Here is a 25,654-nt window from a genome sequence, read left to right on the forward strand (position 1 = left end):
TCCCTCACTCGAATCCGCCGGGCCCGGCGCCGTCACAGGTCGCCCTGGAGCGGTTCGTCGTCCGGCAGCGGCCGCGCCGGGTCCTCCCACACGAGCCCGGTCCCGGCCGCCCAGTACGCGTCGGGGTCCGCCCCGTACGCCCTCCCCCGCAGCGTCTGCAGGCGCACCGGCAGCACCTCCGCCCGCCCGGCGTCGGCCAGTTCCTCCCGCAGCCCGCGGTGGAACGGCGCGCACGACTCCCTCGGATCCGGCGGCGGCCGCCGGGTCACCACCACCCCGTACCCGGCGTCCCGCACCGCGTGCAACGACCCCAGCGTGGGCTCCGCGTCCGCGGCCCGGCAGTGCACCGGCACGGTGTTGTCCGGCAGTCCCGACAGCCACTCGGCGGCCGGGCTGCGCGGGCGTCCCCGTACGCAGTCGGCCCGTTCGTCCTGCAGGGGGCCCGCCTGTACCCGCGCCCACCGGGCGGCCGCCTCGGGGTGCCCGCGGCCCGCGGGGTCCCCCGGATCGGCGGGGTGCGCGCGGCCCTCCGGGTCCCCGGGATCCGCGGGGTGGCCGGGGTCCGCCGGGTGGCCGGGTTCCGCCGGGCGCCCGGCCCCGGTCCGCCCGGCGGGGTGGCGCAGCACCACCGGCCGCTGCACCCCGAGCGGTACGCCGCCCGTCACCACCCACTCGTCCACGGCCAGCCCGAACAGCTCCGGGGCCACGGCCACTTCGAGCAGGGCCGCCGCCTCGTGGGTGTCGCAGCGCCGGAAGGCCTCGGCGAGCGGGGCCCGTAACACCTCCCGCAGACCCGCCGGGGTGGCCCGTACGCCCGAGTCCACGGGGGTCACCCGCCCGGGCTGCGCCGGGCCCGCCAGGACGGAGACCCGCCAGTCGTAGAGGTCCTCCCAGCCGTGCGCCCACACCTCCAGCAGCGCCGAGGCCCCGGGCGGCAGTCCGCCGGACCGCCGGGCCGGGCCGCCCACCGCGCGCCCGGCCGAGGCCCGCCGGCGCCGTTCCCGTTCCGCGAGGCCCCGCTCGTGGCGCTCGCCGAGCTCGCGCCGCAGCGGGCGCCACAACCGCTCGGCCGTCGCCCGGATCCAGTCCCAGAGCTCTTCGTCCGCGCCGGGGGTCGGCGGCTCCCGGTAGTCGGCCACGCTCACGTCCGTCGCGTACCGGAGCATGGCCGCGGCCTCCCCCGCCCCGCCGGGCGGGTCGTGCAGCAGCCCCAGCCCGTCGCGCCAGCTGAGCGGGGCCGGCGGCTGCGGGTCCGGCTCCTCCCCGCGGGCCGCCTCGACGAGGGCCCGTACGACCTCGGAGGAGCCCGGCGGGGGCAGTTCGGCCAGCAGCCCGCACAGGGTGGTGCGCTCGCCGGGGGTGAGCCGGCCGCGGCCGCCGTACGGGGAGCCCTCCTCCGCCGGGAGCTCGCCGTGCACGTCGGTCCAGGTCCGGCGGTTGTCGAGGTCGCTGAGGTGCTGGTCGTAGTGGTGCAGGTCGTGGGCCTGCATGACGCGGCGGTAGAGCCCGACCTGGCCGCGCGCGGGCATCGGCAGCGTGCGCAGCTGCACGACGGAGACGGCGAGCCCGCCGCCCGCCCCGTGCCGCCGGGCCTTGACCACTCCGACGACCTCCCCGCGGGCCAGGTCCACCACGGGCCCGCCGGACATCCCGGGGTCGATCTCGTCGTCGCCGCCGAGCCGGATGGCGGCGCCGTTCCCGGCGCTGCCGCGCAGCCGGGTGGTGCGGCCGGTGATCTCGGGCGTGCCCAGGTCCTCGGTGCAGCCGAAGTAGGCGACCTCGTCGAAACGGGGTCTGGACCGGTCCGTCAGCCAGACGCAGGCGTGCGACACGGGGGCCAGGACCCGGAGCAGCGCCAGGTCGGGCAGGTCCCACAGGGCGCCCCGGCGCGGGCGCCGCTCCTCCAGCCGCTCGGGCAGTACGCACTCCACGCGCCCGGTGACCGTCCCGGTCGCCCCGTGGGCCCCGGAGGCGAAGGTGATGCCGACCTCGCGTCCCGTCAGACGCACCGCAGCACCCCCTTCGCCGACCACGTGCGCGCACGTCAGGACCCAGCCGGGGGCGATGAAGAAACCGCTCCCCCACGTGGGACCGGTCCGATGGCTGCCGGGGTTGTCATACCCGCCCGGCGGGGCGTGAACGCGTACGGTCGCGGCCTGGACGAGGGGCTCGAGGAGCTCGAAGGCGCGCGCCGAGCCGGTCGTGCGCCCGTCCGTCATCCGCACCCCCCGCTCGTTGGGCATCCAGGCTAGCCCCGGGGACACCACGGGCGGGAGGCCTCTTCGCCCGCGCGGATTATCCTGGCGGGAAACACCCCCTGCACACCCCCATCACGGCACGGAGCCCGACTTGTACTTCACCGATCGCGGCATCGAGGAGCTGGAGAAGCGGCGCGGCGAGGAGGAGGTCACCTTCGAGTGGCTCGCCGAGCAGCTGCGCACCTTCGTCGACCTGAACCCGGACTTCGAGGTCCCGGTGGAACGCCTGGCCACCTGGCTGGCCCGCCTGGACGACGAGGACGACGACGCCGACGAGTGAGCACGGCGCGTACCGGCAGGACGTGTGGCCGGTACGCACGGCCGGGAGGCGGAGAACGAGAACGGCCCGGCTGCGCTGAGCAGTCGGGCCGTTCTCGTGTGCGTGCCGGACGCCCGCGGCGGGCGCGAGCGGGGGCGGGCGCCGGGTCAGGCGGCCTTGGTCTCCCAGAAGATCCGGTCGATCTCGGCGATGAGCTCGAGGGCCTTGGCGCCGGTCGCCGGGTCGTTGGACGCCTTGGCGGCCGAGAGGGCCTTCAGGGTGTCGTTGACCAGGGTGTGCAGCTGGGGGTACTTCTCGAAGTGCGGCGGCTTGAAGTAGTCGCTCCACAGCACCGAGACGTGGTGCTTGGCGAGCTCGGCGCGCTGCTCCTTGATGGTGATGGCGCGCGCGCGGAAGTCGGCGTCGTCGTTGGCCTGGTACTTCTCCTGCACGGCCTTGACGGACTCGGCCTCGATGCGGGCCTGGGCAGGGTCGTACACGCCGCACGGAAGATCGCAGTGGGCGGAGACCTTCGCCTTGGGGGCGAAGAGGCGGGAAAGCATGGAGTTTGTCCTCCTCGTGATCGTCTTCTCAAGGGGGAGATTACTCGCTGAACAACCGGATTTCGCGGGCGCCCCCATGGGCTTGGGACAAAAGTCCAGAGGCGCGGCCGGACCGATGAGCGAATGTACGGACCCGTGCGGCAGCATGCGGGGGTGACGAGGAGGACACGCATGGTGGAGAACGGGCGCCCGCCGAGGCGGTTCGGGGTGGTGGAGGTGACGGGGCCGTCGATGGTGCCCACGCTGGCCAACGGGGACCGGGTGGTGGTCCGCTACGGGGCGGCCGTCCGTCCGGGTGACGTGGTGGTGCTGCGCCATCCCTTCCAGCAGGACCTGCTGCTGATCAAGCGGGCGGTGGAGCGGCGGCCGGGCGGCTGGTGGGTGCTGGGCGACAACCCGTACAACGAGACCGGCGACAGCACCGTCTACGGGCCGGTGCCCGCAGAGCTGGTGCTGGCGACGGCGGTGCTGCGCTTCCGGCCGCGCGAGGAGGATCAGCGCTCGCTGAGGGCGCGGCTGTCCTGGGCGGTCTCGGCGGTGCGCCCGCTGCCGGCGGACGCCTCGGCCTCCAGCCGCTTGCGGGCGCGGTAGGCGGCCACGTTGGCCCGGGTCGCGCAGCGGTCGGAGCAGTAGCGCCGGGAGCGGTTGGTGGAGGTGTCGAGGTAGGCGTTGCGGCAGGGCGCGGCCTGGCACAGGCCGAGGCGGTCGGGGCCGTGCTCGGTGAGGGCGAAGGCCAGGCCCATGGAGGCCATGGCGGCGTAGCCCGCCGATGCGTTCGAGGGGTGCTCGGCGAGGTGGATGTGCCAGTCGGGGCGGCCGTCGTCGCCGATGGTCTTGTGTCCGGAGACCTGGGGGCTGACCGGGAACTCCATGAGCAGCGAGTTCAGCAGGTCGACGGCGAGGACGTCGTCACCGCCGTCGGCGGCCTCGAAGACGGCGCGCAGCCGGGCCCGTACGTTGCGGAAGCGGGTGACGTCGGTGTCGGTCACGCGGCGGGCCATCTGCACGCTTGCGCCGAACAGGGCACGGACGGCGTCCACGGAGGTGAGCTCGTCCTTGTTGCGGGCCGGCTCCTCGGTGTTGACCAGGCGCACGGCGAAGTCCGAGTAATGGGCCAGTTCCACTTGTAGTCCTTACGGCTGCGGATTAGTGTCTCTGTAACGGCTGAGACGTCTTCGAGGGTATTACGTATGGAGGGGTTCGTGGTGGCGCATACGACGAATACGGCAGATACGACAGACACGGCTGACGGCACGGGGTACTGGCAGGCCTGGCAGAACAGCTGGGACCGGCAGCAGGAGTGGTACATGCCCGACCGCGAGGAGCGGTTCCGGGTGATGCTGGACATGGTCGAGGCCCTGGCCGGACCCACCCCCCGGGTGCTGGATCTCGCGTGCGGTACGGGAAGTATCACGGACCGCGTCCTCAAGAGGTTCCCGGGAGCCACCAGCACGGGCGTCGACCTCGACCCCGCGCTGCTGACCATCGCCGAGGGCCACTTCGCCGGGGACGCGCGGGTCACCTTCGTGACCGCCGACCTCAAGGACCCGAACTGGCGCGCCGCCCTCCCCCACGACTCGTACGACGCGGTCCTGACCGCCACCGCCCTGCACTGGCTGCACAGCGACGACCTGTCCGTCCTGTACGGGCAGCTCGCGCCGCTGGTCGCCCCCGGCGGGGTGTTCATGAACGCCGACCACATGCCCGACCCGGCCACCCCGCGCATCGACGCCGCCGAGCACGCCCACCGGCACGCCGGCATGGACCGGGCGAGGACGGCCGGCGCGGTGGACTGGCGCGAGTGGTGGGAGCTGGCCGCCGCGGACCCGCTCCTCGCGGAGCCGGTGAAGCAGCGCTTCGCGATCTACGGGGAGCACGCGGACGGCGACACCCCGCCCGAGGCCTGGCACATCGCCGCCCTGCTCGGAGCGGGCTTCGCGGAGGCCCGTACCGTCTGGCGCTCCCCCTCGGACGCGCTGGTCCTGGGTCTGAGGTAGGGACGCGATCGGGCACGGGTGAGACGCGCGAGGGGCGGTACGCACGCGTGAGGGGCGGTACGGGAATCCCGTACCGCCCCTCACCTGTCCGCCGGTCCGGAGCTCGCTAGAGCACCTTGGACAGGAACGCCTTCGTGCGGTCGTGCTGCGGGTTGCCCAGCACGTCGCGCGGGTTGCCCGACTCGACGACCACGCCGCCGTCCATGAAGACGAGGTTGTCGCCGACCTCGCGGGCGAAGCCCATCTCGTGCGTGACCACGATCATGGTCATGCCCGATTCGGCCAGGTCCCGCATGACGTCGAGGACGTCACCCACCAGCTCCGGGTCGAGCGCCGAGGTGGGCTCGTCGAAGAGCATCAGCTTCGGCTCCATGGCGAGCGCGCGGGCGATCGCCACGCGCTGCTGCTGGCCGCCGGAGAGCTGGCTGGGGTAGTTCCCGCCCTTGTCGCCGAGGCCCACGCGGTCCAGCAGCCTGATGGCGCGCTCGCGCGCCACCGCCTTGGACTCGCCCTTGACCATGACCGGGGCTTCCATGACGTTCTCGATGGCCGTCATGTGCGGGAACAGGTTGAAGCGCTGGAAGACCATGCCGATGTCCCGGCGCTGGGCCGCGACCTCGCTGTCCTTCAGCTCGTAGAGCTTGTCGCCCTTCTGGCGGTAGCCGACGAGCTGCCCGTCGACGTACAGCCGTCCGGCGTTGACCTGCTCCAGGTGGTTGATGCACCGCAGGAAGGTCGACTTGCCGGAGCCGGACGGGCCGACCAGACAGAAGACCTCACGCGGGGCGACCTCCAGGTCGATGCCCTTGAGGATGTGCGCCGCACCGTAGGACTTGTGGACGCCCTCGGCCTTCACCATGGCAGTCGTCATCAGGCCACCGCCTTGCGGTTCGAGAAGCTGGAGAGTTTCGCCTTGATCTTCTGCAGCGGTGTGGGCGGCAGCGAGCGGAGCGCACCGCGGGCGTAGCGGCGCTCCAGGTAGTACTGGCCGACGCTGAACACGCTGGTCAGGGCGAGGTACCAGATCGAGGCGACGAAGAACATCTCCATCACCGCGAACGACGTGGACGCGATGTCCTGGGCCGCACGCAGCAGGTCGAAGTACTGCACGGCGACGACGAGCGACGAGGTCTTCAGCATGTTGATGAACTCGTTGCCCGACGGCGGCACGATCACCCGCATGGCCTGCGGCAGGACGACGCGGCGCATGGTCTGCAGGCGGGTCATGCCGAGCGCGTGCGAGGCCTCGGTCTGGCCCTCGTCGACCGACTGGATGCCGGCCCGGACGATCTCCGCCATGTACGCGCCCTCGTTGAGGCCGAGACCCAGCAGGGCGGCCAGGAAGGGCGTCATGACCTGGGTCATCTCGTCCTTGTAGAACCCGAGGTTCAGGATCGGGAAGATCAGGGCGAGGTTGAACCAGATGAGGAGCTGCACGTACACCGGGGTGCCGCGGAACAGCCAGATGTAGAACCAGGCGATGGTGCTGGTGACCGGGTTCTTCGAGAGGCGCATGACGGCGAAGAGGACACCGAGCACGAGGCCCAGGGCCATCGAGGCGACGCTGATCCAGATCGTGTTGCCGACACCACGGAGGATGCTGGGGTCGAACAGCTTCTCCGGCACGGTCGCCCAGCGCACGTTGCCCTGCGAGAAGGCCATCACGAGCGCCACGACCAGGCCGATGACGACCACGGCGCTGATCCAGCGGCCGTAGTGGCGAACCGGAATGGCGCGGATCGCCTCGGGGGGTACGGTCCCGGCCGGCGGGGTGTCCGCCGGGTCCGGGACCTTGTCGAGCTTGTCAGTCACAGTGACTGCCCTTCAGTGTGCTGCGGTCGTACGCGGAGGTCAGGAACCGGCGTTGATCTTGGCCTCGGTCACGGCGCCGGAGCCCGCGTTCCACTTGTCGAGGGCGGCCTTGTACGTGCCGTCCTTGATGACCGCGTCGAGGGCTTCCTTGAGCGCGTCGCGCAGCTCGATGTTCTTCTTGTCCACCGCGATGCCGAAGAGGCCAGCGTCGGTCGGGTTGGCGATGGCCTCGAAGTCGTTGCCGCCGCCCGCAGTCTGCGCGATGTACGCGGCGACCGGGGAGTCGTTCAGGTCCGCGGCGGCGCCGCCGGCCTTCACTCGGGTCTGGGCCTCGGCATCGGTCGGGAAGGACTCGATCTTGAGCTCGCCCTTGCCGTCCGTCTTGCACTTCTCGGCCTGGGTCTTGGCGGACTCCTCGTACGTGGTGCCGCGCTGCACGGCGACCGTCTTGCCGCACAGGTCGTCGAGGGTCTTGATGCCCTGCGGGTTGCCCTTCTTCACCAGGATGCCGGTCGAGGCGGAGAAGTAGTCGACGAAGTCGACACCGGCACCGGTCTTGGCGCCCTTGTCGTCCAGGCCCTCCTGACGGGCCTTGGTGTCGGTCAGCGAGGACATGACCAGGTCGCTGCGACCCGTCTGCATGCTGCCGATCAGGGTGTCGAAGGTGCCGGACTCGAACTTGAACTGCACGCCGAGCTGCTTGCTCAGGGCCGCCGCGACGTCGGGGTCGACGCCGACGATCTTGCCACCCTCGGTGAACTCCATCGGCGCGTAGGTCGCGTCCGTGCCGACCTTGATGACACCGGCGTCCTGGATCTTCTTCGGGAGCTTGGAGAAGAGCGGAGCGCTGCTGTTGTTCGCCGCACCCGACGGGCTGGTGGAGGCCTTGTCGGTCTGGTCACCACAACCGGTGAGGATCAGGGTGCCCGCGACCGCGATCGCGCCGACCGCGGCGATCCGGGACCGTGCGGCGGTCGTACGACGGGTGGTGCTAGCGGTCATGGCTTGGTTCCTCCGGCAGTGGTGGAAAAGCATCGAAAAACGGTCGGGCACGCACCATCGAGTGTCGCGACCTCGTGTGATTACGGCATCTTGCCATTCGGACCGAGACATTCAGGGTGCCCGTCAGGTCAAAATCGCATAACGGGCGGTGGGGGTAGCCCAACAGGACTGCGGACATGAGGGTTCGACACCACAGAACCTGCTGTGACCTGGCCTTTTCACCGCAGTTTCTACGGAGCGTCTCGCCTGCCGGACAACAAGGTTTGGACTTTTCGCCAAAAGCGGGGCAACCGACCTACGATTGAGCGGGAATCGACTCGTCTGGGCGAGCGTTCTTCGGGTAGAACAGATCCTTACACCCCTCATCCGGGGCTCAGGGCGCGCGTGCGGCGCGCCCGCGCGTACGAACCTCCCCTCCGCGGAGACGGGCCAACCGTCGACGCGGAGTACGGACGCGGTGCCCGCCCACCCCTTAACCAGGAGTGGCCACCCTCAACGATTCAAAGGACTTAAGGGGTCACACACAGTGGCAGCGGAGATCATCAACCCTCGCAGTGACAGCGTCACGGACAACAACCCGGACGCGGTGTTCGCACTGCACCGGGGCGGCAAGATGGCCATCCAGGCCACGGTGCCGGTCAACGACAAGGACGACCTGTCCCTCGCGTACACGCCCGGCGTGGCGAAGGTGTGCAGTGCCATCGCCGAGCACCCGGAGCTGGTGAACGAGTACACCTGGAAGTCCAACGTGGTCGCCGTCGTCACCGACGGCACGGCCGTGCTCGGACTCGGTGACATCGGCCCCGAGGCCTCCCTCCCCGTCATGGAGGGCAAAGCCATTCTCTTCAAGCAGTTCGGTGGTGTGGACGCGGTTCCGATCGCGCTCGCCACCAAGGACACGGACGAGATCATCGAGACGGTCATCCGCCTCGCCCCGTCCTTCGGCGGGGTCAACCTGGAGGACATCTCGGCCCCCCGCTGCTTCGAGATCGAGCGGCGCCTCCAGGAGGCGCTGGACATCCCGATCTTCCACGACGACCAGCACGGCACGGCCATCGTGACGCTGGCCGCGCTGCGCAACGCCGCCAAGCTCACGGGTCGCACCCTCGGCGACCTGCGCGCCGTCATCTCGGGCGCGGGCGCGGCGGGCATCGCCATCGCCAAGATCCTGGTGGACGCGGGCATCGGCGACGTCTGCGTCACCGACCGCAAGGGCGTCGTGTCGGCGGACCGCTCCGACCTGACGGACGTCAAGGCGGAGATCGCGGGCCTGACCAACAAGACCGGCCAGACCGGTTCGCTGGAGCAGGCCCTCGCCGGCGCGGACGTCTTCATCGGCGTCTCCGGCGGCACGGTCCCGGAGGAGGCGGTGGCCTCGATGGCGAAGGACGCCTTCGTCTTCGCCATGGCCAACCCGAACCCGGAGGTCCACCCGGACGTCGCGCACAAGTACGCGGCGGTCGTGGCCACGGGCCGCTCGGACTTCCCGAACCAGATCAACAACGTGCTGGCGTTCCCGGGCATCTTCGCGGGCGCCCTCAAGGTGCGTGCCACCCGGATCACGGAGGGCATGAAGATCGCCGCCGCCGACGCCATCGCCGGTGTCGTGGGTGACGAGCTCGCCGCCGACTACGTGATCCCGTCGCCGTTCGACGAGCGCGTCGCGGAGGCCGTCTCCGCGGCCGTCGCCGCCGCCGCGAAGGCCGACGGCGTGGCCCGCCTGGTCTGACCACCGCGCGAGCAGCTCTACGGGCAGAGGCCCGGCCGGATCCCTCCGGCCGGGCCTCTCCTCTTTGACGCGCCGCTCGCGCGGTGCGGCCCCGGGGGCCTTACCGGCTTCGCGCCGCTGCGCCGGACTCCGTCCGTCGTCCCGAGGCCGGCCGAGGCCGTTCGCCCACCCGCCTCAGCGGACGAGGGGCCCGCCCAGGCAGTGCCCAGGGGGCATCCTCGTTCCCGCCGGGCGGCCGGTGGCGGCGGGGTGGTTGAGACGAAGGCCTCAGGCGGGCGGTTCGCGGGGGGCTGGAACCCGGCCTTACCGAGCGGTAGCGTCGCGGCATGTTCGCTGCCTACGCCGCCCGAATCGACCGTGACCAGCCGCTGAACGGCCTCGTGCTGGGCGACCGCCCGGCACCGGAGGCCCGGCCCGGCTGGGTGACCGTGAACGTCAAGGCCGCCTCCCTCAACCACCACGACCTGTGGTCGCTGCGCGGGGTGGGTCTCGGCGAGGAAAGACTCCCGATGATCCTCGGCTGCGACGCCGCCGGCATCGACCAGGACGGCAACGAGGTCGTCCTGCACTCCGTGATCGGCCAGAGCGGCCACGGGGTCGGCCCCGACGAGCCCCGCTCGATCCTGACCGAGCGCTACCAGGGGACCTTCGCCGAGCAGGTGACCGTCCCCGCGTGGAACGTCCTGCGCAAGCCCGCCGAGCTGACCTTCGAGGAGGCCGCCTGCCTGCCGACGGCCTGGCTGACGGCGTACCGGATGCTGTTCACGAACGCCGGGGTCCGCCCCGGGGACTCCGTACTCGTCCAGGGCGCCGGCGGCGGGGTCGCGACCGCCGCGATCGCCCTCGGCAAGGCGGCGGGCCTGCGGGTCTTCGCCACCAGCCGGGACGAGGCCAAGCGCAAGCGGGCCGTGGAGCTGGGCGCGGTGGAGGCGTACGAGCCGGGCGCGCGGCTGCCGCAGCGGGTGGACGCGGTGATCGAGACGGTGGGCGCGGCCACCTGGTCCCACTCGGTGAAGTCCCTGCGCCCCGGCGGCACCCTGGTGATCTCCGGCGCCACGAGCGGCGACCGCCCGGCGCACGCCGAGCTGACCCGGATCTTCTTCCTGGAACTGAAGGTGGTCGGCTCGACGATGGGCTCGAAGGACGAGCTGGAGGACCTGCTGTCCTTCTGCGCGACGACGGGGCTCCGGCCGGTCATCGACGAGGTGCTGCCGCTGGACCGGGCGCGCGAGGGCTTCGAGAAGCTGGAGGCGGGCGACCTCTTCGGGAAGATCGTCCTCAAGCCGTAGGCCCGAATGTGTCAATGTGTCAATGAAGGTTGACGCCGCCTCCCGCGTCAACCTAAATTGACACCATGACGGAAGCAACCGATCTCGCCGAGCGGGCCGGCGACCGCGATCCGCGGGTGGGCCTGCGTGCCGTGGCCGCCCTCCGCAGGCTGCTGGAGCAGCTGGAGGCCGTACAGGTACGCAGTGCCCGCGCGCAGGGGTGGTCCTGGCAGGAGATCGCGGCCGAGCTGGGCGTCAGCCGGCAGGCCGTGCACAAGAAGTACGGGAGGCTCTGATGTTCGAACGCTTCACGACCGACGCCCGGAACACCGTGACGGGGGCGGTGACCGAGGCCCGGCAGGCCGGGGCCGCCACCGTCAGCGAGGAGCACCTGCTGCTCTCCCTGCTGGAGCTGGGGGCCCTGGACCGGCTGGGCGTGGACCGCGCGGCGGTGGCCGCCGATCTTTCGGCGGCCCGCCGCCGGGGCGGCATGTCCCGCGCGGACGAGGAGGCGCTGGCCGGACTCGGCATCGACCTCACGGAGATCGTCTCCCGCATCGAGGAGACCCACGGCGAGGGCGCGCTCGCGGCCCCCGCACCGCGCAGGCGCACCCTGCGCACCTCGCTCCGCTCGGCCCTGGGCCGCGCCGAGCCGGACGACCGCGCCGGCAGCCGCCACGTCCCCTTCACCGAGGGGTCGAAGAAGGTCCTGGAACAGTCCCTCCGCATCGCCCTGGGCCGCAAGGACAAGCACATCGGCACCCTGCACCTCCTGCTGGCCCTGCTCTCCCGCCCCGGCACGGTCTCCGAGGTCCTGACGGACCACGGCATCACCTACGCGACAGCCGAAACCACCCTGGCCGCCTGACGATTCAGCCCCGCAGCGTCGCCCTCAGCCGAGCCACGGCGGCCGCCAGCCCCACCCGCGCCTCGGCCACCTGCGCCGCACTCACTCCGTGGTCCCGCGCGGCATCCCGCACCTCGTCGCGGAAGCGGTCCAGCAGCCGGTCCAGATCACGCGCGGGGTCACCGCCGGGCGTCAGATCCTCGGCCCAGCCCACACCGGCCTCCGCCTCGGCCTCCGCCTCGGCCGCCGAAGCCGGAGCCGGAGCCGAAGCCGTCGGCGCGGACGCAGGCCCGGCCCCCGGCTCGGACGGCCCCGCACCGCCCCCGAGCCACGCACCCGCCAGGCTGCCCAGCACCCCACCGGACCTGGCGAACTGCTCCTGCAGCTGGACCGCTATGCGCTGGACCTCCTCTCGGGCCCGCTCCTGGGCCTCCTTGGCCTGGCGGCGGGCCTGCTGCGCCTCCTCGCGGGCCCGGCGGCTCTCGTCCTTCGCCCGGCGCGCCTGTTCCTTCCACTCCTGCTTCGCCTTGCGCAGCTCCTCCTTGGCCGCCTTCCAGGACTCGTCCTCGACCTGGGTCGCGGACGCGGAGGCCGCCTCCCGCAGCTCGCGCCGCAGGTCACCCGCCGCGCCGCGGACGTCGTTGCGGATCTCCGCGGCCAGTTCGGTGACCGAGTCGCGGATCTCCAGCTCCAGGTCGGCGAGTTCACCGCTGCGGTCGGCCAACTCGGCGCGCCCCGCCTCGGTGATGGAGTACACCTTGCGCCCGCCCTCGGTGGCGTACGTGACGAGGCCCTCGGCCTCCAGCTTCGCCAGCCGCGGGTACACGGTGCCCGCGGAGGGGGCGTACAGGCCCTGGAAGCGCTCCTCCAGCAGGCGGATCACCTCGTACCCGTGGCGCGGGGCCTCGTCCAGCAGCTTGAGGAGGTAGAGGCGGAGGCGGCCGTGGGCGAAGACGGGCGGCATGTCAGAGCACCTTCTTGTCGAGCGCGAGCGGAGCGGCGGCGGGCGCGGGGGCGTCGGCGGCGTCAGCGGCGTCGGCATCGACGTCGGACTGCGGGCGGCGCAGCAGCGCGATGCCGCCGGAGACGGTGGTGGCCCGCAGGGTGCCGGTGCCGGAACCGAGCGTGCCGGTGATCCGCTTGGCGCCCAGCTGGCCGGAGACCCGCAGGTCCTCGAAGGCGTTGGAGACGCCGCCGGTGGCGGTGTTGGCCTCCACGCGGGCGTCGGCGGGGTGCGGGAGGCGGATCGCGACCTGCCCGGAGACGGAGTTCAGCGCGATGTCCACAGGGCGTGCGGACGCCGGGCCGAGGTCCAGGTCGAGGAGCATGTCGCCGCTGACCGAGTCGGCCCGTACGCTCACCTCGCCGTCGACGACGGTCAGGCCGCCGGACACCGAGTGGAAGCGGAGGTCGCCGGTGACCGACTGGGCCTCGACGCTGCCGGAGACGGTGTGCGCCTTGACCCGGCCGGAGAGCCCGACCAGCGTGGCGTCGCCGGAGACCTCGGTGACCTCGGTGCCGCCGGAGATGCCGGAGACGAAGGCGGTGGCGTCGACCGCGGCCACCTGGACCCGGGTCGCGGCGGGGACGGTGAGGGTGATCGCGGCGCTGCGCTCCCAGGCCTTGCGGCCGGCGGCGGAACCGGACCACGCCTTCCAGGGCTTGGACTCGAACCACTGCTTGATGCCCTGTGCGCCGTTCCAGGGCACGTCCTCGTAGGAGACCGTGAGGGTGCCGCCGTCCTGCACCACGTACAGCGGCGGTCCGTCGACCTCGGTCACCTCCAGGCGGGCCGGGCCCTCCTCGGCGGCGACCACGTTCACCGTGCCGCTCACGACGCGTACGCGGAGCTCGGTCACCGGCACCTCGAAGGTGACGTTCTGCGGTTCGGCGACGTGCCAGGTCGACTGCGAAGGCGACGGCCGGGACGACTGCTCTGCCATGGTGCTGATCCTCCTCGTGCGTTCACGGACCGGACTCGACGCACGCAACATATCGCGTCTTCTGAGTAACACGATATATCGCGGTTGGGGGAAGTCAAGCCTGTGCGCGGGCATGCCGAAAACGCCGGCGGGGCCGGGAAATCCGGCCTCACCGGCGTGCGGCGCAGGTCAGGGGTGCGGGCCCCGGGGGGCGTCAGGCCGCCAGCAGGGGGCTCGCGTGGTGGTGGAGCCAGGCACGGTACGGGGGCGTGCGCAGGGCCGCCTCGCGATAGGCGGCGCGGAGGTCCTCGTAGACCTCCGCGTGCGCGCCGGGCCGGGTCGCCAGCAGCAGGCGTACGGCGAGGGGGTCCCCCGACAGCGGCCGGATCGCCATGTCGTCGCGCGGCCCGGACGTCGGCTGGCAGGGCGCGACCGCCTCGCCGGAGATGATCAGCGAGGTCGCCGTGTGGTAGTCGGCGTGCAGCACCGGCGGGTCGAGTCCGGCCCCGGCGAAGACCCGCCGCAGCCCGTCCCACTCGCCGTCGACCGAGGGGTCGACCATCCAGCGGTCGGCCGCCAGGTCGTGTAAGGAGACCACCGCCTGCCCGGCGGCCGGATGGTCGCGGGACATCGACACGAACTGCGGCTCCCGCTCCATCAGCACGTGCAGCTGCAGCCCGGCCGGCACCCGCAGCGGACTGCCCTCGACCTCGTGCACGAACGCCACGTCCAGCTGCCCCGAGGCCACCATCCGCAGCAGCGCGTTGGCGGAGACGTCCACCACGAGCGAGGTCTCGGTGTCCGGCATCCGCCGGTGCAGCCGCCGCAGCCATCCCGGCAGCGCCCGGCTGGCCGTGGAGCCGATGCTCAGCCGCGGACCGCGGGCCTGCGCCCGGGCCTCGGCGACCAGCGCGGCCATCTCGGCGAGCAGCGGCCGGGCCCGGCCCAGTACGGTCCGGCCGAAGGGGGTGGGCCGGCAGCCGGTCCGCTCGCGCAGGAACAGCTCGCCGTCCAGGGCCCGTTCGATGCGGCGCAGCTGGGTCGTCAACGAGGGCTGGCTCACGCCGAGTTGCCGGGCGGCCTTGTGCAGGCTGCCGGCGTCGGCGATGGCGCACAGCGCGCGCAGGTGCCTGACCTCAAGCTCCATGACCCGAGAGTAGGCCGGTCCCGGCGGACCGCACCAGCCACTGATAGCCCCCCGAATCCCGCCATTCTCACGCTAGTTGGGCTGTCGAAATCTTCCCGATAGGCCGGCGCTATCGGGCAGTGACATCATCCGCCGGACCACGGCGCTCCCGCAGACTCCGGTACCGAACGACCCACCCCCCACCGCACCGGACGAGTAGGAGCTCCCCCACATGCGCCACTCCCGTAAGGCCGTTCTGGCCACGACCCTCGGCCTCGGCCTCGCCGCCGCCCTCGGCGTCACCCCCACCGCCAGCGCCGCTCCCGCCCCCGTCGGCAATGCCGCCGGTTACGCCGCGTACGCGGGCTCGCCGGAGAACGAGGCCGCCAACCGCGCCTTCTTCGAGGCCGTGCAGCGCTCGGTCGCCGAGCAGCGTGCCGCGAACCCCGGCGTCCTGGCCGTGACCGTCACGTACAACACCCGCAGCGCGCCCAGCTTCCGCAGCCAGATAGCCCGCTCGACGCAGATCTGGAACAGCTCGGTGAGCAACGTCAGGCTGCAGGAGGTGTCCTCCGGCGGGAACTTCTCGTACCGCGAGGGCAACGACTCACGCGGCTCGTTCGCGAGCACGGACGGGCACGGTCGCGGCTACATCTTCCTGGACTACCGGCAGAACCAGCAGTACAACTCCACCCGCGTGACCGCGCACGAGACCGGCCACGTGCTGGGTCTTCCGGACCACTACTCGGGTCCGTGCTCCGAGCTGATGTCGGGCGGCGGACCGGGCACCTCGTGCCAGAACGCCAACCCGAACTCCGCCGAGCGGGCGCGCGTCAACCAGCTCTGGGCCAACGGCTTCGCCTCCGGCCTGGGCGCGAAGGAACTCGCGACCAAGGGCTGAGTCACCGCTCCTCGGGGTCCGCGTAATCGGGGCATCCCGGGTTCCGGCAGGGGCCCCGGCCCCACACCGGAATGAAGATCCCGAGGGACTTGCGCCGCCTGACCACCGTGTCGACGAGGCGCCCGCACGCCGGGCACGTCTGCTGTTCGTGCCCGGCCTGCGGGGCGATCGTCTCGTGTGCGCGCTGCTGCTGTTCACCGGCCATACCTCCAAGGTAGGCCGGTTCGGCGCGTTCCGGGGGGTCGGAGGGGCCCGCAGGCTCGGCGGGGCCCCGGGGCCGGCCCCGGGTCAGCGCTTGACGGCGTACGAGGTGACCGTCTGGCCGCCGCCGAGGATCCTGGACCCGGTCAGCTCCAGGGGGCGCACCCCGAATCCGGCCCGCGACATGGGCATGCCGGTCCCCAGGAAGACGGGGTAGGTCTTGACGATGAACTCGTCGATCTCGTCGATCAGCCGGCCGGCGAGGTCGGCCCCGCCGCAGAGCCAGATGTCGAGCCCGTCCCGGGCCTTGAGCTCGCGGACCCTGGCCACGACGTCTCCGGAGATCAGCTCGACCTCGGGGTCCGGCGAGGTGGCGAGGGAGCGCGAGACGACGTACTGCCCGGGCAGGTGGCCGTAGGGGCTGGTCATGCCCGCCTTGAGGCCCGGCTCGTACGTGTTGCGGCCCATGAGCACCGCGTCGAAGCGCTTCGGCTCGGCGTCGGCGATCCCGAGGGCGGCACGCCCCTGGGCCGCGATGGTCTCCGGGTACTCGGCCTTGAGGAATTCGGTGAACTCCGCGTCGACGTGGGCGTAGAAGAAATCGCCGTCGCCGTCCGGGGCCCCGATGAAGCCGTCGACCGACGTGGCGATGAAGTACGTGAGCTTGCGCAAGCGATTCTCTTCCGTTCGGCAGTGCCACCGCACCGGAGGCACGTCGGAGAAAGTACTTCAGATGAAGTGGTTACGCAAGCCCCTTCGCCCGCCCACGCCCGCTCGGCCCCGGCCCCGGCCCCGGCCCCGGCCCGCCCGCCTACCCGCGCGGCTTGCGCCACATCGGCCACATCAGCGGCCCCTCCGGCAGGCGCACCGCCTCACCCGTGAAGTCCCACCCGAGCCGCTCGTACAGCCCCTTGCTGCGCTCGCTGCTCGCCTCCAGGTACGCCGGCACGCCCTCGCGGTCGCAGCGCTCCAGGACCGGCCGGATCAGCTCGCCGCCCAGCCCCTGCCCCTGCCGGTCCGGGGCGACCGCGATCATCAGCAGGTACTCGTGCTCCTCCGCCGTCGGGTGCACCGCGCCGGTCAGCCGGCCGACCAGCTCGCACCGCTCGTTGTCCGGATCGGCCACCGCGCGCATCCGCGCCGGGATCTCGTCCTCCCCCTCGGGCTCGCCCGCCGGGATCCGCAGCCACAGCGCCGCCGCCGAGCCGTCCACCGCGTAGTCGATCCGGCCCTCGGCCAGCGCCACGTCCACGAAGACGCCGAGGAATTTCCCGTGCACCGCGGCCCGGTGCTCCGGGTCCGGGAAGACCCAGCTGCTCACCGGGTCCGTACGGAAGGCCTCGTCGAGCAGGCGCGCCACCGCGTCCCGGTCCGACTGATCCGCCTGACGTATCTCCAGCGCCACTGGTCACACCCTTCGCTCACGCGTCAACAACCGTGAGCGATCCTAGAGTTGGGGCGGACCCGCGGTAAGACCTGTTCCGGCACCGTGCCGTGCCGGAACAGGCCTCGGTCGTGTCTCACCGCGTGCGGCGCGTCACGAACTCCGCGAGCGCCAGCAGCCCGCCCGCCGCCGCGAGGTCGGGCACGGCGCGCGACAGCTGCTGGACCGCCCGCCCCATCCGGTCCGCGGCATGGGCCTGCGCCCAGTCGCGCCCGCCCGCCCGGTCCACCGCGTCCGCCGCGTCGCGCACGTCGTCCCCGGTCATGGGGCCCGCGTACAGCGCGGCCAGTTCCTCCCCCGCCGCGGTGCCCGAGGTCAGGGCGGCGACGACCGGGAGGGACTTCTTGCGGGCGATCAGATCGGCCCCCGCGGGCTTGCCGGTGTGCCCCGGATCCCCCCAGATGCCGATCAGGTCGTCGATCAGCTGGAAGGCCAGCCCGGCCTCCCGCCCGAAGGCGTCCATGGCGTCGACCTCGTCCGGCCCGGCCCCCGCGTACAGCGCGCCGAGCGCGCACGCGCAGCCCAGCAGGGCCCCGGTCTTGGCCGTCGCCATGGTCAGGCACTCGTCGAGGGAGACGTTCGGGCGCTGCTCGAAGGCACAGTCCGCCTGCTGGCCGGCGCACAGCTCGATGACGCACGCGGCGAGCCGGGACGAGGCCGCCGCCGAGGCCGGATGCGGGTCCTCCGCGAGCAGCCGCAGCGCGAGCGCCATCATGGCGTCGCCGGTGATGATCGCGTCCGGTATCCCGAAGACGGTCCAGGCGGTGGCGCGGCCGCGCCGCCGGACGTCCCGGTCGATGACGTCGTCGTGCAGCAGCGTGAAGTTGTGCGCCAGCTCCACGGCCACCGCCGCCCGTACGGCCTCGTCGGCCCGGCTCGCACCCGGCCCGGCGAGGGCCTGGGCCGCGGCCAGCACCAGGGCCGGCCGGATGGCCTTGCCGGCGTTGCCCGCGGCCGGGGTGCCGTCCTCGCACTCCCAGCCGAAGTGGTACATCGCCACGCGACGCATCCCGCCGGGCAGGCTCTCGACGGTCCGGCGCAGCTCCGGGTTGACCGTGCGCCTCGTCCGTTCCAGGAGGGCGGCGGCCTCCTGGCCCTCACCGGTCGCGGTGGCGTTCACCGTACTCAGCGCCAGCGGCCGATCTCGACGTTCTCCAGCACGCCGAGCGCGTCCGGTACCAGCACGGCGGCGGAGAAGTAGGCGGTGACCAGGTACGAGATGATCGCCTGCTCGCTGATCCCCATGAAGCGGACCGACAGGCTCGGCTCGATCTCGTCCGGGATGCCCGCCTGGTGCAGGCCGATGACGCCCTGCTCGTCCTCGCCGGTGCGCATGCACAGGATGGACGTGGTCCGGGAGTCGCTGATCGGGATCTTGTTGCTGGGGAAGATCGGCACGCCGCGCCAGGACGGCACCCGGTTGCCGTCGATCTCCACCGACTCCGGGTAGAGCCCGCGCTTGTTGCACTCGCGGCCGAAGGCGGCGATCGCCTTGGGGTGGGCCAGGAAGAGCTTGGAGCCGCGCCGCATGCTGAGCAGCTGGTCCATGTCGTCCGGGCTGGGCGCGCCGTCGTGCGGCTGGATGCGCTGGTCGTAGTCGGCGTTGTGGAGCAGGCCGAAGTCGCGGTTGTTGAGCATCTCGTGCTCCTGGCGCTCGCGCAGCGCCTCGACCGTGAGCCGCAACTGCTGCTCGGTCTGGTTCATCGGGTGGTTGTAGAGGTCCGCGACGCGGCTGTGCACCCGCAGGACCGTTTGTGCAATGGAGAGCTCGTACTCGCGCGGGCGCGCCTCGTAGTCCACGAAGGTGCCGGGCAGGACGGCCTCGCCCTGGTGGCCGGCGGAGAGGTCGATCGCGGCCTCGCCGTACTTGTTGGTGCGCTGGGCGGGCAGCGTCCGTACGTTGTCCAGGTGCTCGCGCAGCGAGTCGACCCGGTCGGCGAGCAGCTGGAAGTCCTGGCGGCTCAGGACCAGCGCGGTGCCGGCGGTGGCGGCGCGGGCCGTGTACTCCCAAATCGATTCTTCATCGACCAGGGAGTCCTCGCCGAAGTACGCGCCGTCGGCGACGGTCTGCAGGACCGCGTCGTCCCCGTACGGGCCCGGGCCGATCTGGTCGACGCGGCCGTGGGCGAGCAGGAACACCTGGTCGGCGGGGCTGCCGAAGGCGGTCAGTTCCTGGCCGGCCTCGAAGTCGATCTGCCGGCACCGCTGGGCCAGTTCGCCGAGGACGTCGAGGTCCTCGTAGTCGCGCAGCAGCGGGAGCTCGCCGAGCTCGGCGGGGATCACCTGGACCTGGGTGCCGGTCTTGATGAACTCGACGACGCCGTTGCCGACCGAGTAGCTCAGCCGGCGGTTGACGCGGTACGTGCCGCCCTGTACCGAGACCCACGGCAGCATCTTCAGGAGCCACCGGGAGGTGATCTCCTGCATCTGCGGCGCGGACTTGGTCGTGGTTGCCAAGTTCCGCGCTGCCGTCGTCCCAAGACTGCGCTGCGGTGCCTGGGCCTCGGGTTCGGAACCTGCCTGGACCGACATGTATTTCCCTTTCGATCACTCCATGGATCTGCGGGATCAGCCTTTCAGTACAGAACGTGATGAGACCATTACACAAAAGGGTGGGACTACTCCGTCCGAGTGCGGGGCACTCTTTCGGGCCCCCCACCTCCCCCAGGCATCTGGCGGACCCCTCGCACCCCGTCGTTTTCGGCCAGGCTGCCCTTGCGCACCCCCATCCGGGCGTCTTAATTTGCAGACAAGATGCAAGTTTTCTACGGTGGACCCATGCGGCTGACCCGATTCACCGACCTGGCACTGCGCGTCCTGATGCGTCTGGCGGTCGAGGAGAGCGAACTCCCGACCACCCGCGACGTGGCGGCGACCATGGAGGTCCCGTACACCCACACGGCCAAGGTCGTCGCCAGGCTGCAGCACCTCGGGCTGGTCGAGGCGCGGCGCGGCCGCGGCGGCGGGCTCGCCCTGACCTCCGCCGGGCGGGCCGCCTCGGTGGGCGGGGTGGTGCGCGAGCTGGAGGGCGCGGGCGACGTCGTGGACTGCGACGGCACCACCCCCTGCCCGCTGCGCGGAGCCTGCCTGCTGCGCGGGGCCCTGCGCAGGGCCCAGGAGGCCTTCTTCGCCACGCTGGACCCGCTGACGGTGAACGACCTGGTGGCGGCCCCCACGGGACCGCTCCTGCTGGGCATTTCCGGCCGGGCGCCGACGGGGGCCGACGGGCCCTGACCACCCCGGCCGGATGGCCGGTTCCCACCGCCCGACGACCCCGCGAGGGTCGCCCCCGCCAGGACCTCGAACAGAAGTCCGTACGACCTCACCCCTCCCACCGGCCCCAACTTTCCACGACCATAAATACGCATCTCAGATACCAATTCATGCACCGCACGCAAGGAGTCACGATGCTGTCCGAGAAGTCGACCGCGACCGTACGAGCCACCCTGCCCGCCGTGGGGGCGGCGATCGGCGAGATCACCGAGCTCTTCTACGCGAAGCTCTTCGCGGCCCACCCCGAGCTGATCCGGGACCTCTTCAACCGGGGCAACCAGAACGCCGGCCTCCAGAAGCAGGCGCTCGCCGGGTCCATCGCCGCCTTCGCGGTCCACCTCGTGGAGCACCCGGACACCCGCCCCGACGTGATGCTCGGCCGCATCGCCCACAAGCACGCCAGCCTGGGCGTCACCCGGGAGCAGTACGCCGTCGTCCACGAGCACCTCTTCGCGGCCATCGCGGAGATCCTCGGCGAGGCCGTCACCCCCGAGGTCGCCCAGGCCTGGGACGAGGTCTACTGGCTGATGGCCGGCGCCCTCGTCGCCATCGAGGAACGCCTGTACGCCGAGCGGCAGGTCGCCGCCGGGGACGTGTGGCGCGAGTGGACCGTCACCGGCCGGACGCAGGAGACGGACGACTGCGTCACCTTCCGGCTGGCCCCCGCGGACGGCGCCCCCGCACCCGCGTTCAAGCCCGGCCAGTACGTCTCGGTCCAGGTCGAACTCCCGGACGGTGCCCGCCAGATCCGCCAGTACAGCCTGTCCACCCCGCCCGGTTCCCCGGTCCGCGCGATCACCGTCAAGCGGGTCCACGGCCCGGCCGCCGCGGGCCCCGACGGCGAGGTCTCCCACCACCTGCACGCCCGTGTCCGCACCGGTGACACCCTGCGCGTCTCGGCCCCGTACGGCGACCTGGTCCTGCGGGACTCCACGGCCCCGGTCCTGCTCGCCTCGGCCGGGATCGGCTGCACCCCGATGCTCTCGATGCTGGAGCACCTGGCCGACACCGGGCACGCCGCGCCGGTGACGGTGCTGCACGCCGACCGCTCCCCCGCCGACCACCCGCTGCGCGCCGACCACCGGGCCCTGACGCACAAGCTGGCCGAGGCCTCGGCCCGGTTCTGGTACGAGGAGGCGGCGGAGCCGGGCGACGGCGAGGGCCGCATGGACCTGACGGCCGTCCCCGTCGCCCCCGGCGCCCACGCCTACCTGTGCGGGCCGCTGCCCTTCATGCGGGCCGTGCGCGAGCAGCTGATCGCCAAGGGCGTGCCGGCCCGCGACATCCACTACGAGGTGTTCGGCCCGGACCTCTGGCTCGCTTCCGCATGAGCCGTGTCCGGATCGGCTCGCTCGCCGTACGAAAACACTAGCCTCGGAAGGGTCGCCTCCACTAAACCGTAGCGTGATGAGACGAACACACAGGGTGTCCGTCCCGCACCGCAACGAAGGAGGCGGCCATGGCCGCACCCATGTCCGCGGACCGGTTCATCGACGCACTCCGGCGCGAAGGTCTGACCGTCGTCGAGGTCGGCGCCTGGCGCACCCACAACCGCAACCACAAGGGGCCGTGGGGCCCGGTGCACGGGGTGATGATCCACCACACCGTCACCCGGGGCACCCCGTACACCGTCCAGCTCTGCCGGGAGGGCCACAGCGCCCTGCCGGGCCCGCTCTGCCACGGCGTGATCGCCAAGGACGGCCGGGTCCACCTGGTCGGCTACGGCCGCGCCAACCACGCCGGCCTCGGCGACTCCGACGTCCTGGCCGCGGTGATCGCGGAGAAGCGGCTCCCCCCGGACAACGAGGCCGACACCGACGGCAACCGTCACTTCTACGGCTTCGAGTGCGAGAACCTCGGCGACGGCGAGGACCCCTGGCCGGAGGTCCAGCTCGAAGCCGTCACCCGCGCGGCGGCGGCCCTCTGCCGGGTCCACCGCTGGACCGCCCGCTCGGTGATCGGCCACCGCGAATGGCAGCCGGGCAAGGTCGACCCCCGGGGCTTCACGATGGACTCGCTGCGCACACGCATCGGCGAGCGCCTGAAGTAGCCGGACCGTCGTCCCCGGCGCCGCGCCGGGGACGACGGCCGAGCCCCGCTACCTGCTGCGCGCCGCCATGGCGAGCGCGATCACCCATCCCACCACGGACCACCCGAAGAACAGGTTGACCACCAGCACGGAGCCCTTGTTGGGCACTCCTCGGCCGAAGGCGACGGCAGTCGGAATGAAATAGGCGAGGACGATGAATAAGAGCCCCACCACACCGTACGGAATCGCATCAGTACTGCCCATGAATCCCCCACCGCCAACGGATATGACGCCCCATCATCACCGATTCCCCCGGACACGTGAAGCACCTCTCACCCCCCCGCCGGCCCCCTCTCCTCCCGCGCCACGGAGCCGCCCGGCACACAATGGACGGGTGAATCAGCCCGCGCACCGTGATGTGCTTCTGCAGCCGCGACCGCCGTCCCCGCTCGTCGAGGCGGCGGACGAGCGGTTCGCGGCGTACGGCGTGCGGCTGGTGCTGAAGCGGGACGACCTCGTCCATCCGGAGCTGCCGGGCAACAAGTGGCGCAAGCTCGCGCCGAACCTGCGGGCCGCGGTGGAGGCGGGGCACGACACGCTCGTCACCTTCGGCGGGGCGTACTCGAACCACCTGCGGGCCACCGCGGCCGCCGGGCGGCTGCTGGGCCTGCGGACGGTGGGCATCGTGCGCGGCGACGAGCTCGCCCGGCGGCCGCTGAACGACTCCCTCGCCCGCTGCGCGGCCGACGGCATGCGGCTGCACTTCGTCTCCCGTTCGGAGTACCGCGGCAAGGCGGAGCCGCGGGCGCTGGCGCGGCTGGTGGACGGGGCGGGCGCGGGCGGCGCGTACGTGATCCCCGAGGGCGGCAGCAACGCCCTCGCCCTGCACGGCTGCGCCGGGCTCGGCCGCGAGCTGCGGGGCGCGGCCGACGTGGCGGCCGTGGCCTGCGGCACCGGCGGGACCCTGGCGGGCCTGGCGGCCGGCCTGGCCCCGGGGCAGCGGGCGCTCGGCGTACCGGTCCTGGCGGGCGGTTTCCTGGACGCGGAGATACGTTCCCTCCAGCGCGCCGCCTTCGGTGGCCCGGCCGGCGACTGGTGCCTGGCCGAGGAGTTCCACCACGGCGGCTACGCCCGTGTCCCGGCCTCCCTGGAGGCCTTCGCCGCCGACTTCGAGTCCCGGCACGGCCTCGCGGTGGAGCGGATCTACGTGGCCAAGCTGCTCTGGGCCCTGGCCGACCTCACGGCCTCCGGCGCCTTCCCCCGCGGCACCACCCTGGCCGCGGTGATCACCGGCCGCCCGTAGCCGGGCCGTCCCCACAGGGCTCCGGCCCGACCGGCCCCGGCCCCCCAGACCCCTGACCCCGCCGGGCAACCCGGCACGGGGCCCGTCACGTCGCCTCGCGGTACGCCGCCGCCTCCTCCAGGTCCAGCCGGCGCAGCAGGACCCGCAGCATCTCGTCGTCGATCCGCCGCCGGTCCCGCAGCGCGACGAAGACCTCCCGCTCCGCCTCGATCATCTCCCCTGCGAGCCGCCGGTAGATGTCGTCCGCGGACTCCCCCGTCAGCGGGTTGACCTCGCCCAGCCGTTCCCACACCGCGTTGCGCCGCCGCTCCAGCACCGTGCGCAGCCGCTCCGCCAGCGGCGGCGGCAGGGTGCTGTTCTCCGGTTCCTCCAGCAGTTCCGCCAGCCGCTCCTCCGCCGCCCGCGAGGCCTCGCTCTGCGCCTGCGCCTCCGCGAGCGTCTCGGCCTGCACGTCCTTCGGCGGCAGCTTCAGCCACCTGATCAGCGGCGGCAGCGTCAGCCCCTGCACCACCAGCGTCCCGATGACCGTGGTGAAGGTCAGGAAGAGGATCAGGTTCCGGTGCGGCACCGAGTTCGGCACCGAGAAGGCGATGGCCAGCGAGACCACTCCGCGCATCCCGGCCCAGCCCACGATCACCGGGGACTTCCAGTCGGTGTCCGGCTCCCTCGCCCGGATCCGCGCGGAGACCCAGCGCGGCACGAAGGTCGCCGGGAACACCCACACGAACCGGGCCGCCACCACCACGAGGAACACGGCGGTCGCGTACCAGGCCGCCTGCGGGCCCGCGTACTCGTCCAGCCCCTTCAGGACCACCGGCAGCTGGAGCCCGATCAGCGCGAAGACCACCGACTCCAGCACGAAGGCGACCACCCGCCACACCGCCTCCTCCTGGAGCCGGGTGGCGAAGTCGACCTGCCAGTTCCGGTGTCCGAGGTACAGCGCGACCACGACGACCGCCAGCACTCCGGAGGCGTTCACCCGCTCGGCCGCCGCGTACGCCACGAAGGGGATCAGCAGCGAGAGGGTGTTCTGGAGCAGCGGCTCCTTGAGCCGCGTGCGCAGGTGGTGGATCGGCACCATCAGCACCAGGCCGACGCCCACGCCGCCCACCGAGGCCAGCAGGAACTCCGCGATCCCGCCCGCCCAGCCGGCGCTCACCCCGATCGCGGCGGCCAGCGCCACCTTGTAGGCGGTGATCGCGGTGGCGTCGTTCACCAGGGACTCACCCTGCAGGATGGTCGTCATCCGGTTCGGCAGCCCGAGCTTGCGGGCGATCGCGGTGGCGGCGACGGCGTCCGGCGGGGCGATCACCGCGCCCAGCACCAGCGCCACCGGCACGGACAGCCCCGGCACCAGCAGGTACGCCGCGTACCCGACGGCGAGCGTCGCGAAGAGCACGTAGCCCACCGACAGCATCGCGATCGGCCGGATGTTGGCCCGCAGGTCCAGGTACGAGCTGTCCACGGCGGCCGTGTAGAGCAGGGGCGGCAGCAGCAGCGGCAGCACGATGTGCGGGTCGAGGGTGTACGCGGGCACGCCCGGGAGGTATCCGGCCAGCAGGCCCACGGCGACGAGCATCAGCGGCGCGGGCACGGGCGTGCGGCGGGCCAGTCCCGCGACGGCCGCGCTGCCCGCGATGAGCCCGACCAGCGGCAATACCTCCACGAAGATCCACCCTCATTCGTCGCGTGTCCGCACCGCGGCCCTACGCTGGTCATC

The 25,654-nt window shown here is 72.2% G+C and carries 28 protein-coding genes; 12 read left to right on the forward strand and 16 right to left on the reverse strand.

Annotated features, from left to right (window positions below; genetic code table 11):
* Positions 1 to 32: 32 nt before the first annotated feature.
* A complete protein-coding gene (locus ACFYZ4_RS20715) occupies positions 33 to 2,243 on the reverse strand; it encodes a trypsin-like peptidase domain-containing protein (RefSeq protein WP_390784525.1) in 2,211 nt (736 codons plus the stop codon).
* Positions 2,244 to 2,349: 106 nt separating this feature from the next.
* Here ACFYZ4_RS20715 and ACFYZ4_RS20720 point away from each other — a divergent pair, with 106 nt between their 5' ends.
* Complete coding sequence (locus ACFYZ4_RS20720; RefSeq protein ID WP_030709801.1) at positions 2,350 to 2,538, forward strand: DUF6104 family protein; 189 nt, start codon at positions 2,350 to 2,352, stop codon at positions 2,536 to 2,538.
* A 146-nt stretch (positions 2,539 to 2,684) separates the two neighbouring features.
* Here the strand turns inward: ACFYZ4_RS20720 and sodN are convergent, their stop codons facing one another.
* Entirely contained in the window at positions 2,685 to 3,080 is a 396-nt protein-coding gene (gene sodN, locus ACFYZ4_RS20725) for a superoxide dismutase, Ni (protein WP_030709803.1), read from the reverse strand.
* Positions 3,081 to 3,251: 171 nt separating this feature from the next.
* On the opposite strand from sodN, the gene sodX reads away from it, so the two are divergent.
* On the forward strand, positions 3,252 to 3,671 hold the full coding sequence (gene sodX / locus ACFYZ4_RS20730; protein WP_351291691.1) for a nickel-type superoxide dismutase maturation protease: 420 nt from the start codon (positions 3,252 to 3,254) through the stop codon (positions 3,669 to 3,671).
* On the opposite strand, the gene ACFYZ4_RS20735 is transcribed toward sodX, so the two are convergent.
* Positions 3,575 to 4,204 carry a CGNR zinc finger domain-containing protein gene (locus tag ACFYZ4_RS20735; RefSeq protein WP_351583420.1) on the reverse strand — a complete coding sequence of 210 codons (630 nt, stop codon included), beginning with the start codon at positions 4,202 to 4,204 and terminating at the stop codon, positions 3,575 to 3,577. The two genes, sodX and ACFYZ4_RS20735, sit on opposite strands and share 97 nt — an antisense overlap.
* Positions 4,205 to 4,270: 66 nt before the next feature.
* On the opposite strand from ACFYZ4_RS20735, the gene ACFYZ4_RS20740 reads away from it, so the two are divergent.
* Positions 4,271 to 5,077: a class I SAM-dependent methyltransferase gene (locus ACFYZ4_RS20740; protein ID WP_384345297.1), complete on the forward strand. Its 807-nt coding sequence runs from the start codon at positions 4,271 to 4,273 to the stop codon at positions 5,075 to 5,077.
* Positions 5,078 to 5,183: 106 nt separating this feature from the next.
* Here ACFYZ4_RS20740 and ACFYZ4_RS20745 read toward each other — a convergent pair whose 3' ends face one another.
* The 3 genes from ACFYZ4_RS20745 to ACFYZ4_RS20755 are packed head-to-tail and all read right to left on the reverse strand — an operon-like array spanning position 5,184 to position 7,891.
* On the reverse strand, positions 5,184 to 5,948 hold the full coding sequence (locus tag ACFYZ4_RS20745) for an amino acid ABC transporter ATP-binding protein (RefSeq protein ID WP_351291685.1): 765 nt from the start codon (positions 5,946 to 5,948) through the stop codon (positions 5,184 to 5,186).
* Entirely contained in the window at positions 5,948 to 6,889 is a 942-nt protein-coding gene (locus tag ACFYZ4_RS20750; RefSeq protein WP_390784526.1) for an amino acid ABC transporter permease, read from the reverse strand. The genes ACFYZ4_RS20745 and ACFYZ4_RS20750 overlap by 1 nt, the downstream gene beginning before the upstream one ends.
* 39 nt (positions 6,890 to 6,928) lie before the next feature.
* A complete protein-coding gene (locus ACFYZ4_RS20755) occupies positions 6,929 to 7,891 on the reverse strand; it encodes an ABC transporter substrate-binding protein (RefSeq protein WP_390784527.1) in 963 nt (320 codons plus the stop codon).
* Between the two features lie 526 nt (positions 7,892 to 8,417).
* Here ACFYZ4_RS20755 and ACFYZ4_RS20760 point away from each other — a divergent pair.
* The 4 genes from ACFYZ4_RS20760 (at position 8,418) to ACFYZ4_RS20775 (ending at position 11,756) form a co-directional block, all read left to right on the forward strand.
* On the forward strand, positions 8,418 to 9,620 hold the full coding sequence (locus ACFYZ4_RS20760) for an NADP-dependent malic enzyme (RefSeq protein ID WP_390784528.1): 1,203 nt from the start codon (positions 8,418 to 8,420) through the stop codon (positions 9,618 to 9,620).
* Positions 9,621 to 9,946: 326 nt separating this feature from the next.
* Positions 9,947 to 10,909 carry a zinc-binding dehydrogenase gene (locus tag ACFYZ4_RS20765; protein WP_351291679.1) on the forward strand — a complete coding sequence of 321 codons (963 nt, stop codon included), beginning with the start codon at positions 9,947 to 9,949 and terminating at the stop codon, positions 10,907 to 10,909.
* A 65-nt stretch (positions 10,910 to 10,974) separates the two neighbouring features.
* Complete coding sequence (locus ACFYZ4_RS20770; RefSeq protein ID WP_030013034.1) at positions 10,975 to 11,184, forward strand: helix-turn-helix domain-containing protein; 210 nt, start codon at positions 10,975 to 10,977, stop codon at positions 11,182 to 11,184.
* The gene (locus tag ACFYZ4_RS20775) at positions 11,184 to 11,756 is read left to right on the forward strand and encodes a Clp protease N-terminal domain-containing protein (RefSeq protein WP_390784529.1); all 573 of its coding nucleotides are present in this window, start codon (positions 11,184 to 11,186) and stop codon (positions 11,754 to 11,756) included. The genes ACFYZ4_RS20770 and ACFYZ4_RS20775 overlap by 1 nt, the downstream gene beginning before the upstream one ends.
* Before the next feature lie 4 nt (positions 11,757 to 11,760).
* Here ACFYZ4_RS20775 and ACFYZ4_RS20780 read toward each other — a convergent pair whose 3' ends face one another.
* From ACFYZ4_RS20780 to ACFYZ4_RS20790, 3 genes are all read right to left on the reverse strand, one after another.
* Positions 11,761 to 12,699, reverse strand: a complete 939-nt coding sequence (locus ACFYZ4_RS20780; protein WP_390784530.1) for a helix-turn-helix transcriptional regulator — start codon at positions 12,697 to 12,699, stop codon at positions 11,761 to 11,763.
* A gap of 1 nt (position 12,700) precedes the next feature.
* The gene (locus tag ACFYZ4_RS20785; protein WP_351291673.1) at positions 12,701 to 13,678 is read right to left on the reverse strand and encodes a DUF4097 family beta strand repeat-containing protein; all 978 of its coding nucleotides are present in this window, start codon (positions 13,676 to 13,678) and stop codon (positions 12,701 to 12,703) included.
* A 193-nt stretch (positions 13,679 to 13,871) separates the two neighbouring features.
* Positions 13,872 to 14,804, reverse strand: a complete 933-nt coding sequence (locus ACFYZ4_RS20790; RefSeq protein ID WP_351291671.1) for a LysR family transcriptional regulator — start codon at positions 14,802 to 14,804, stop codon at positions 13,872 to 13,874.
* Positions 14,805 to 15,015: 211 nt separating this feature from the next.
* Between ACFYZ4_RS20790 and snpA the strand changes: the two genes are divergently transcribed.
* Positions 15,016 to 15,684 (forward strand): snapalysin, encoded by a 669-nt coding sequence (gene snpA, locus ACFYZ4_RS20795; RefSeq protein WP_390784531.1) that lies wholly within the window; start codon positions 15,016 to 15,018, stop codon positions 15,682 to 15,684.
* A 1-nt stretch (position 15,685) separates the two neighbouring features.
* Here snpA and ACFYZ4_RS20800 read toward each other — a convergent pair whose 3' ends face one another.
* From ACFYZ4_RS20800 to ACFYZ4_RS20820, 5 genes are all read right to left on the reverse strand, one after another.
* Positions 15,686 to 15,889 carry a hypothetical protein gene (locus ACFYZ4_RS20800; protein WP_351291667.1) on the reverse strand — a complete coding sequence of 68 codons (204 nt, stop codon included), beginning with the start codon at positions 15,887 to 15,889 and terminating at the stop codon, positions 15,686 to 15,688.
* Positions 15,890 to 15,972: 83 nt separating this feature from the next.
* Positions 15,973 to 16,557, reverse strand: coding sequence for a dihydrofolate reductase family protein (locus ACFYZ4_RS20805; RefSeq protein ID WP_390784532.1), 585 nt, complete (start codon positions 16,555 to 16,557; stop codon positions 15,973 to 15,975).
* Positions 16,558 to 16,696: 139 nt separating this feature from the next.
* Entirely contained in the window at positions 16,697 to 17,290 is a 594-nt protein-coding gene (locus tag ACFYZ4_RS20810; protein ID WP_351291663.1) for a GNAT family N-acetyltransferase, read from the reverse strand.
* Positions 17,291 to 17,405: 115 nt separating this feature from the next.
* Positions 17,406 to 18,449, reverse strand: a complete 1,044-nt coding sequence (locus ACFYZ4_RS20815; protein ID WP_390784533.1) for a family 2 encapsulin nanocompartment cargo protein polyprenyl transferase — start codon at positions 18,447 to 18,449, stop codon at positions 17,406 to 17,408.
* A gap of 5 nt (positions 18,450 to 18,454) precedes the next feature.
* Positions 18,455 to 19,861: a family 2B encapsulin nanocompartment shell protein gene (locus ACFYZ4_RS20820; protein WP_390784534.1), complete on the reverse strand. Its 1,407-nt coding sequence runs from the start codon at positions 19,859 to 19,861 to the stop codon at positions 18,455 to 18,457.
* A 246-nt stretch (positions 19,862 to 20,107) separates the two neighbouring features.
* Between ACFYZ4_RS20820 and ACFYZ4_RS20825 the strand changes: the two genes are divergently transcribed.
* The 3 genes from ACFYZ4_RS20825 to ACFYZ4_RS20835 all read left to right on the forward strand — a co-directional run bounded on the left by ACFYZ4_RS20825 (position 20,108) and on the right by ACFYZ4_RS20835 (position 22,652).
* A complete protein-coding gene (locus ACFYZ4_RS20825; RefSeq protein ID WP_351291659.1) occupies positions 20,108 to 20,563 on the forward strand; it encodes an Rrf2 family transcriptional regulator in 456 nt (151 codons plus the stop codon).
* Between the two features lie 173 nt (positions 20,564 to 20,736).
* Positions 20,737 to 21,933, forward strand: coding sequence for a globin domain-containing protein (locus tag ACFYZ4_RS20830; protein ID WP_390784535.1), 1,197 nt, complete (start codon positions 20,737 to 20,739; stop codon positions 21,931 to 21,933).
* Between the two features lie 128 nt (positions 21,934 to 22,061).
* Positions 22,062 to 22,652, forward strand: a complete 591-nt coding sequence (locus ACFYZ4_RS20835) for an N-acetylmuramoyl-L-alanine amidase (RefSeq protein ID WP_351291655.1) — start codon at positions 22,062 to 22,064, stop codon at positions 22,650 to 22,652.
* Positions 22,653 to 22,700: 48 nt separating this feature from the next.
* Here ACFYZ4_RS20835 and ACFYZ4_RS20840 read toward each other — a convergent pair whose 3' ends face one another.
* Positions 22,701 to 22,862 carry a superinfection immunity protein gene (locus tag ACFYZ4_RS20840; protein WP_351291653.1) on the reverse strand — a complete coding sequence of 54 codons (162 nt, stop codon included), beginning with the start codon at positions 22,860 to 22,862 and terminating at the stop codon, positions 22,701 to 22,703.
* A 163-nt stretch (positions 22,863 to 23,025) separates the two neighbouring features.
* On the opposite strand from ACFYZ4_RS20840, the gene ACFYZ4_RS20845 reads away from it, so the two are divergent.
* Positions 23,026 to 23,934 carry a 1-aminocyclopropane-1-carboxylate deaminase/D-cysteine desulfhydrase gene (locus tag ACFYZ4_RS20845; RefSeq protein ID WP_390784536.1) on the forward strand — a complete coding sequence of 303 codons (909 nt, stop codon included), beginning with the start codon at positions 23,026 to 23,028 and terminating at the stop codon, positions 23,932 to 23,934.
* Positions 23,935 to 24,019: 85 nt separating this feature from the next.
* Here ACFYZ4_RS20845 and ACFYZ4_RS20850 read toward each other — a convergent pair whose 3' ends face one another.
* Complete coding sequence (locus tag ACFYZ4_RS20850) at positions 24,020 to 25,600, reverse strand: Na+/H+ antiporter (RefSeq protein ID WP_351291649.1); 1,581 nt, start codon at positions 25,598 to 25,600, stop codon at positions 24,020 to 24,022.
* Positions 25,601 to 25,654: the final 54 nt, after the last annotated feature.

This window comes from Streptomyces sp. NPDC001513 (genome assembly GCF_042894695.1).
Lineage (GTDB): Bacteria > Actinomycetota > Actinomycetes > Streptomycetales > Streptomycetaceae > Streptomyces.

What these genes read in the sequence shown, in the direction of transcription:
- ACFYZ4_RS20715 (WP_390784525.1), bottom strand. Translation starts at nt 2,243, where the DNA reads ATGCCCAACGAGCGGGGGGTGCGGATGACGGACGGGCGCACGACCGGC.
- sodN (WP_030709803.1), bottom strand. Translation starts at nt 3,080, where the DNA reads ATGCTTTCCCGCCTCTTCGCCCCCAAGGCGAAGGTCTCCGCCCACTGC.
- sodX (WP_351291691.1), top strand. Translation starts at nt 3,252, where the DNA reads ATGGTGGAGAACGGGCGCCCGCCGAGGCGGTTCGGGGTGGTGGAGGTG.
- ACFYZ4_RS20740 (WP_384345297.1), top strand. Translation starts at nt 4,271, where the DNA reads ATGGAGGGGTTCGTGGTGGCGCATACGACGAATACGGCAGATACGACA.
- ACFYZ4_RS20745 (WP_351291685.1), bottom strand. Translation starts at nt 5,948, where the DNA reads ATGACGACTGCCATGGTGAAGGCCGAGGGCGTCCACAAGTCCTACGGT.
- ACFYZ4_RS20755 (WP_390784527.1), bottom strand. Translation starts at nt 7,891, where the DNA reads ATGACCGCTAGCACCACCCGTCGTACGACCGCCGCACGGTCCCGGATC.
- ACFYZ4_RS20765 (WP_351291679.1), top strand. Translation starts at nt 9,947, where the DNA reads ATGTTCGCTGCCTACGCCGCCCGAATCGACCGTGACCAGCCGCTGAAC.
- ACFYZ4_RS20770 (WP_030013034.1), top strand. Translation starts at nt 10,975, where the DNA reads ATGACGGAAGCAACCGATCTCGCCGAGCGGGCCGGCGACCGCGATCCG.
- ACFYZ4_RS20775 (WP_390784529.1), top strand. Translation starts at nt 11,184, where the DNA reads ATGTTCGAACGCTTCACGACCGACGCCCGGAACACCGTGACGGGGGCG.
- ACFYZ4_RS20780 (WP_390784530.1), bottom strand. Translation starts at nt 12,699, where the DNA reads ATGCCGCCCGTCTTCGCCCACGGCCGCCTCCGCCTCTACCTCCTCAAG.
- ACFYZ4_RS20785 (WP_351291673.1), bottom strand. Translation starts at nt 13,678, where the DNA reads ATGGCAGAGCAGTCGTCCCGGCCGTCGCCTTCGCAGTCGACCTGGCAC.
- ACFYZ4_RS20790 (WP_351291671.1), bottom strand. Translation starts at nt 14,804, where the DNA reads ATGGAGCTTGAGGTCAGGCACCTGCGCGCGCTGTGCGCCATCGCCGAC.
- snpA (WP_390784531.1), top strand. Translation starts at nt 15,016, where the DNA reads ATGCGCCACTCCCGTAAGGCCGTTCTGGCCACGACCCTCGGCCTCGGC.
- ACFYZ4_RS20800 (WP_351291667.1), bottom strand. Translation starts at nt 15,889, where the DNA reads ATGGCCGGTGAACAGCAGCAGCGCGCACACGAGACGATCGCCCCGCAG.
- ACFYZ4_RS20820 (WP_390784534.1), bottom strand. Translation starts at nt 19,861, where the DNA reads ATGTCGGTCCAGGCAGGTTCCGAACCCGAGGCCCAGGCACCGCAGCGC.
- ACFYZ4_RS20825 (WP_351291659.1), top strand. Translation starts at nt 20,108, where the DNA reads ATGCGGCTGACCCGATTCACCGACCTGGCACTGCGCGTCCTGATGCGT.
- ACFYZ4_RS20830 (WP_390784535.1), top strand. Translation starts at nt 20,737, where the DNA reads ATGCTGTCCGAGAAGTCGACCGCGACCGTACGAGCCACCCTGCCCGCC.
- ACFYZ4_RS20835 (WP_351291655.1), top strand. Translation starts at nt 22,062, where the DNA reads ATGGCCGCACCCATGTCCGCGGACCGGTTCATCGACGCACTCCGGCGC.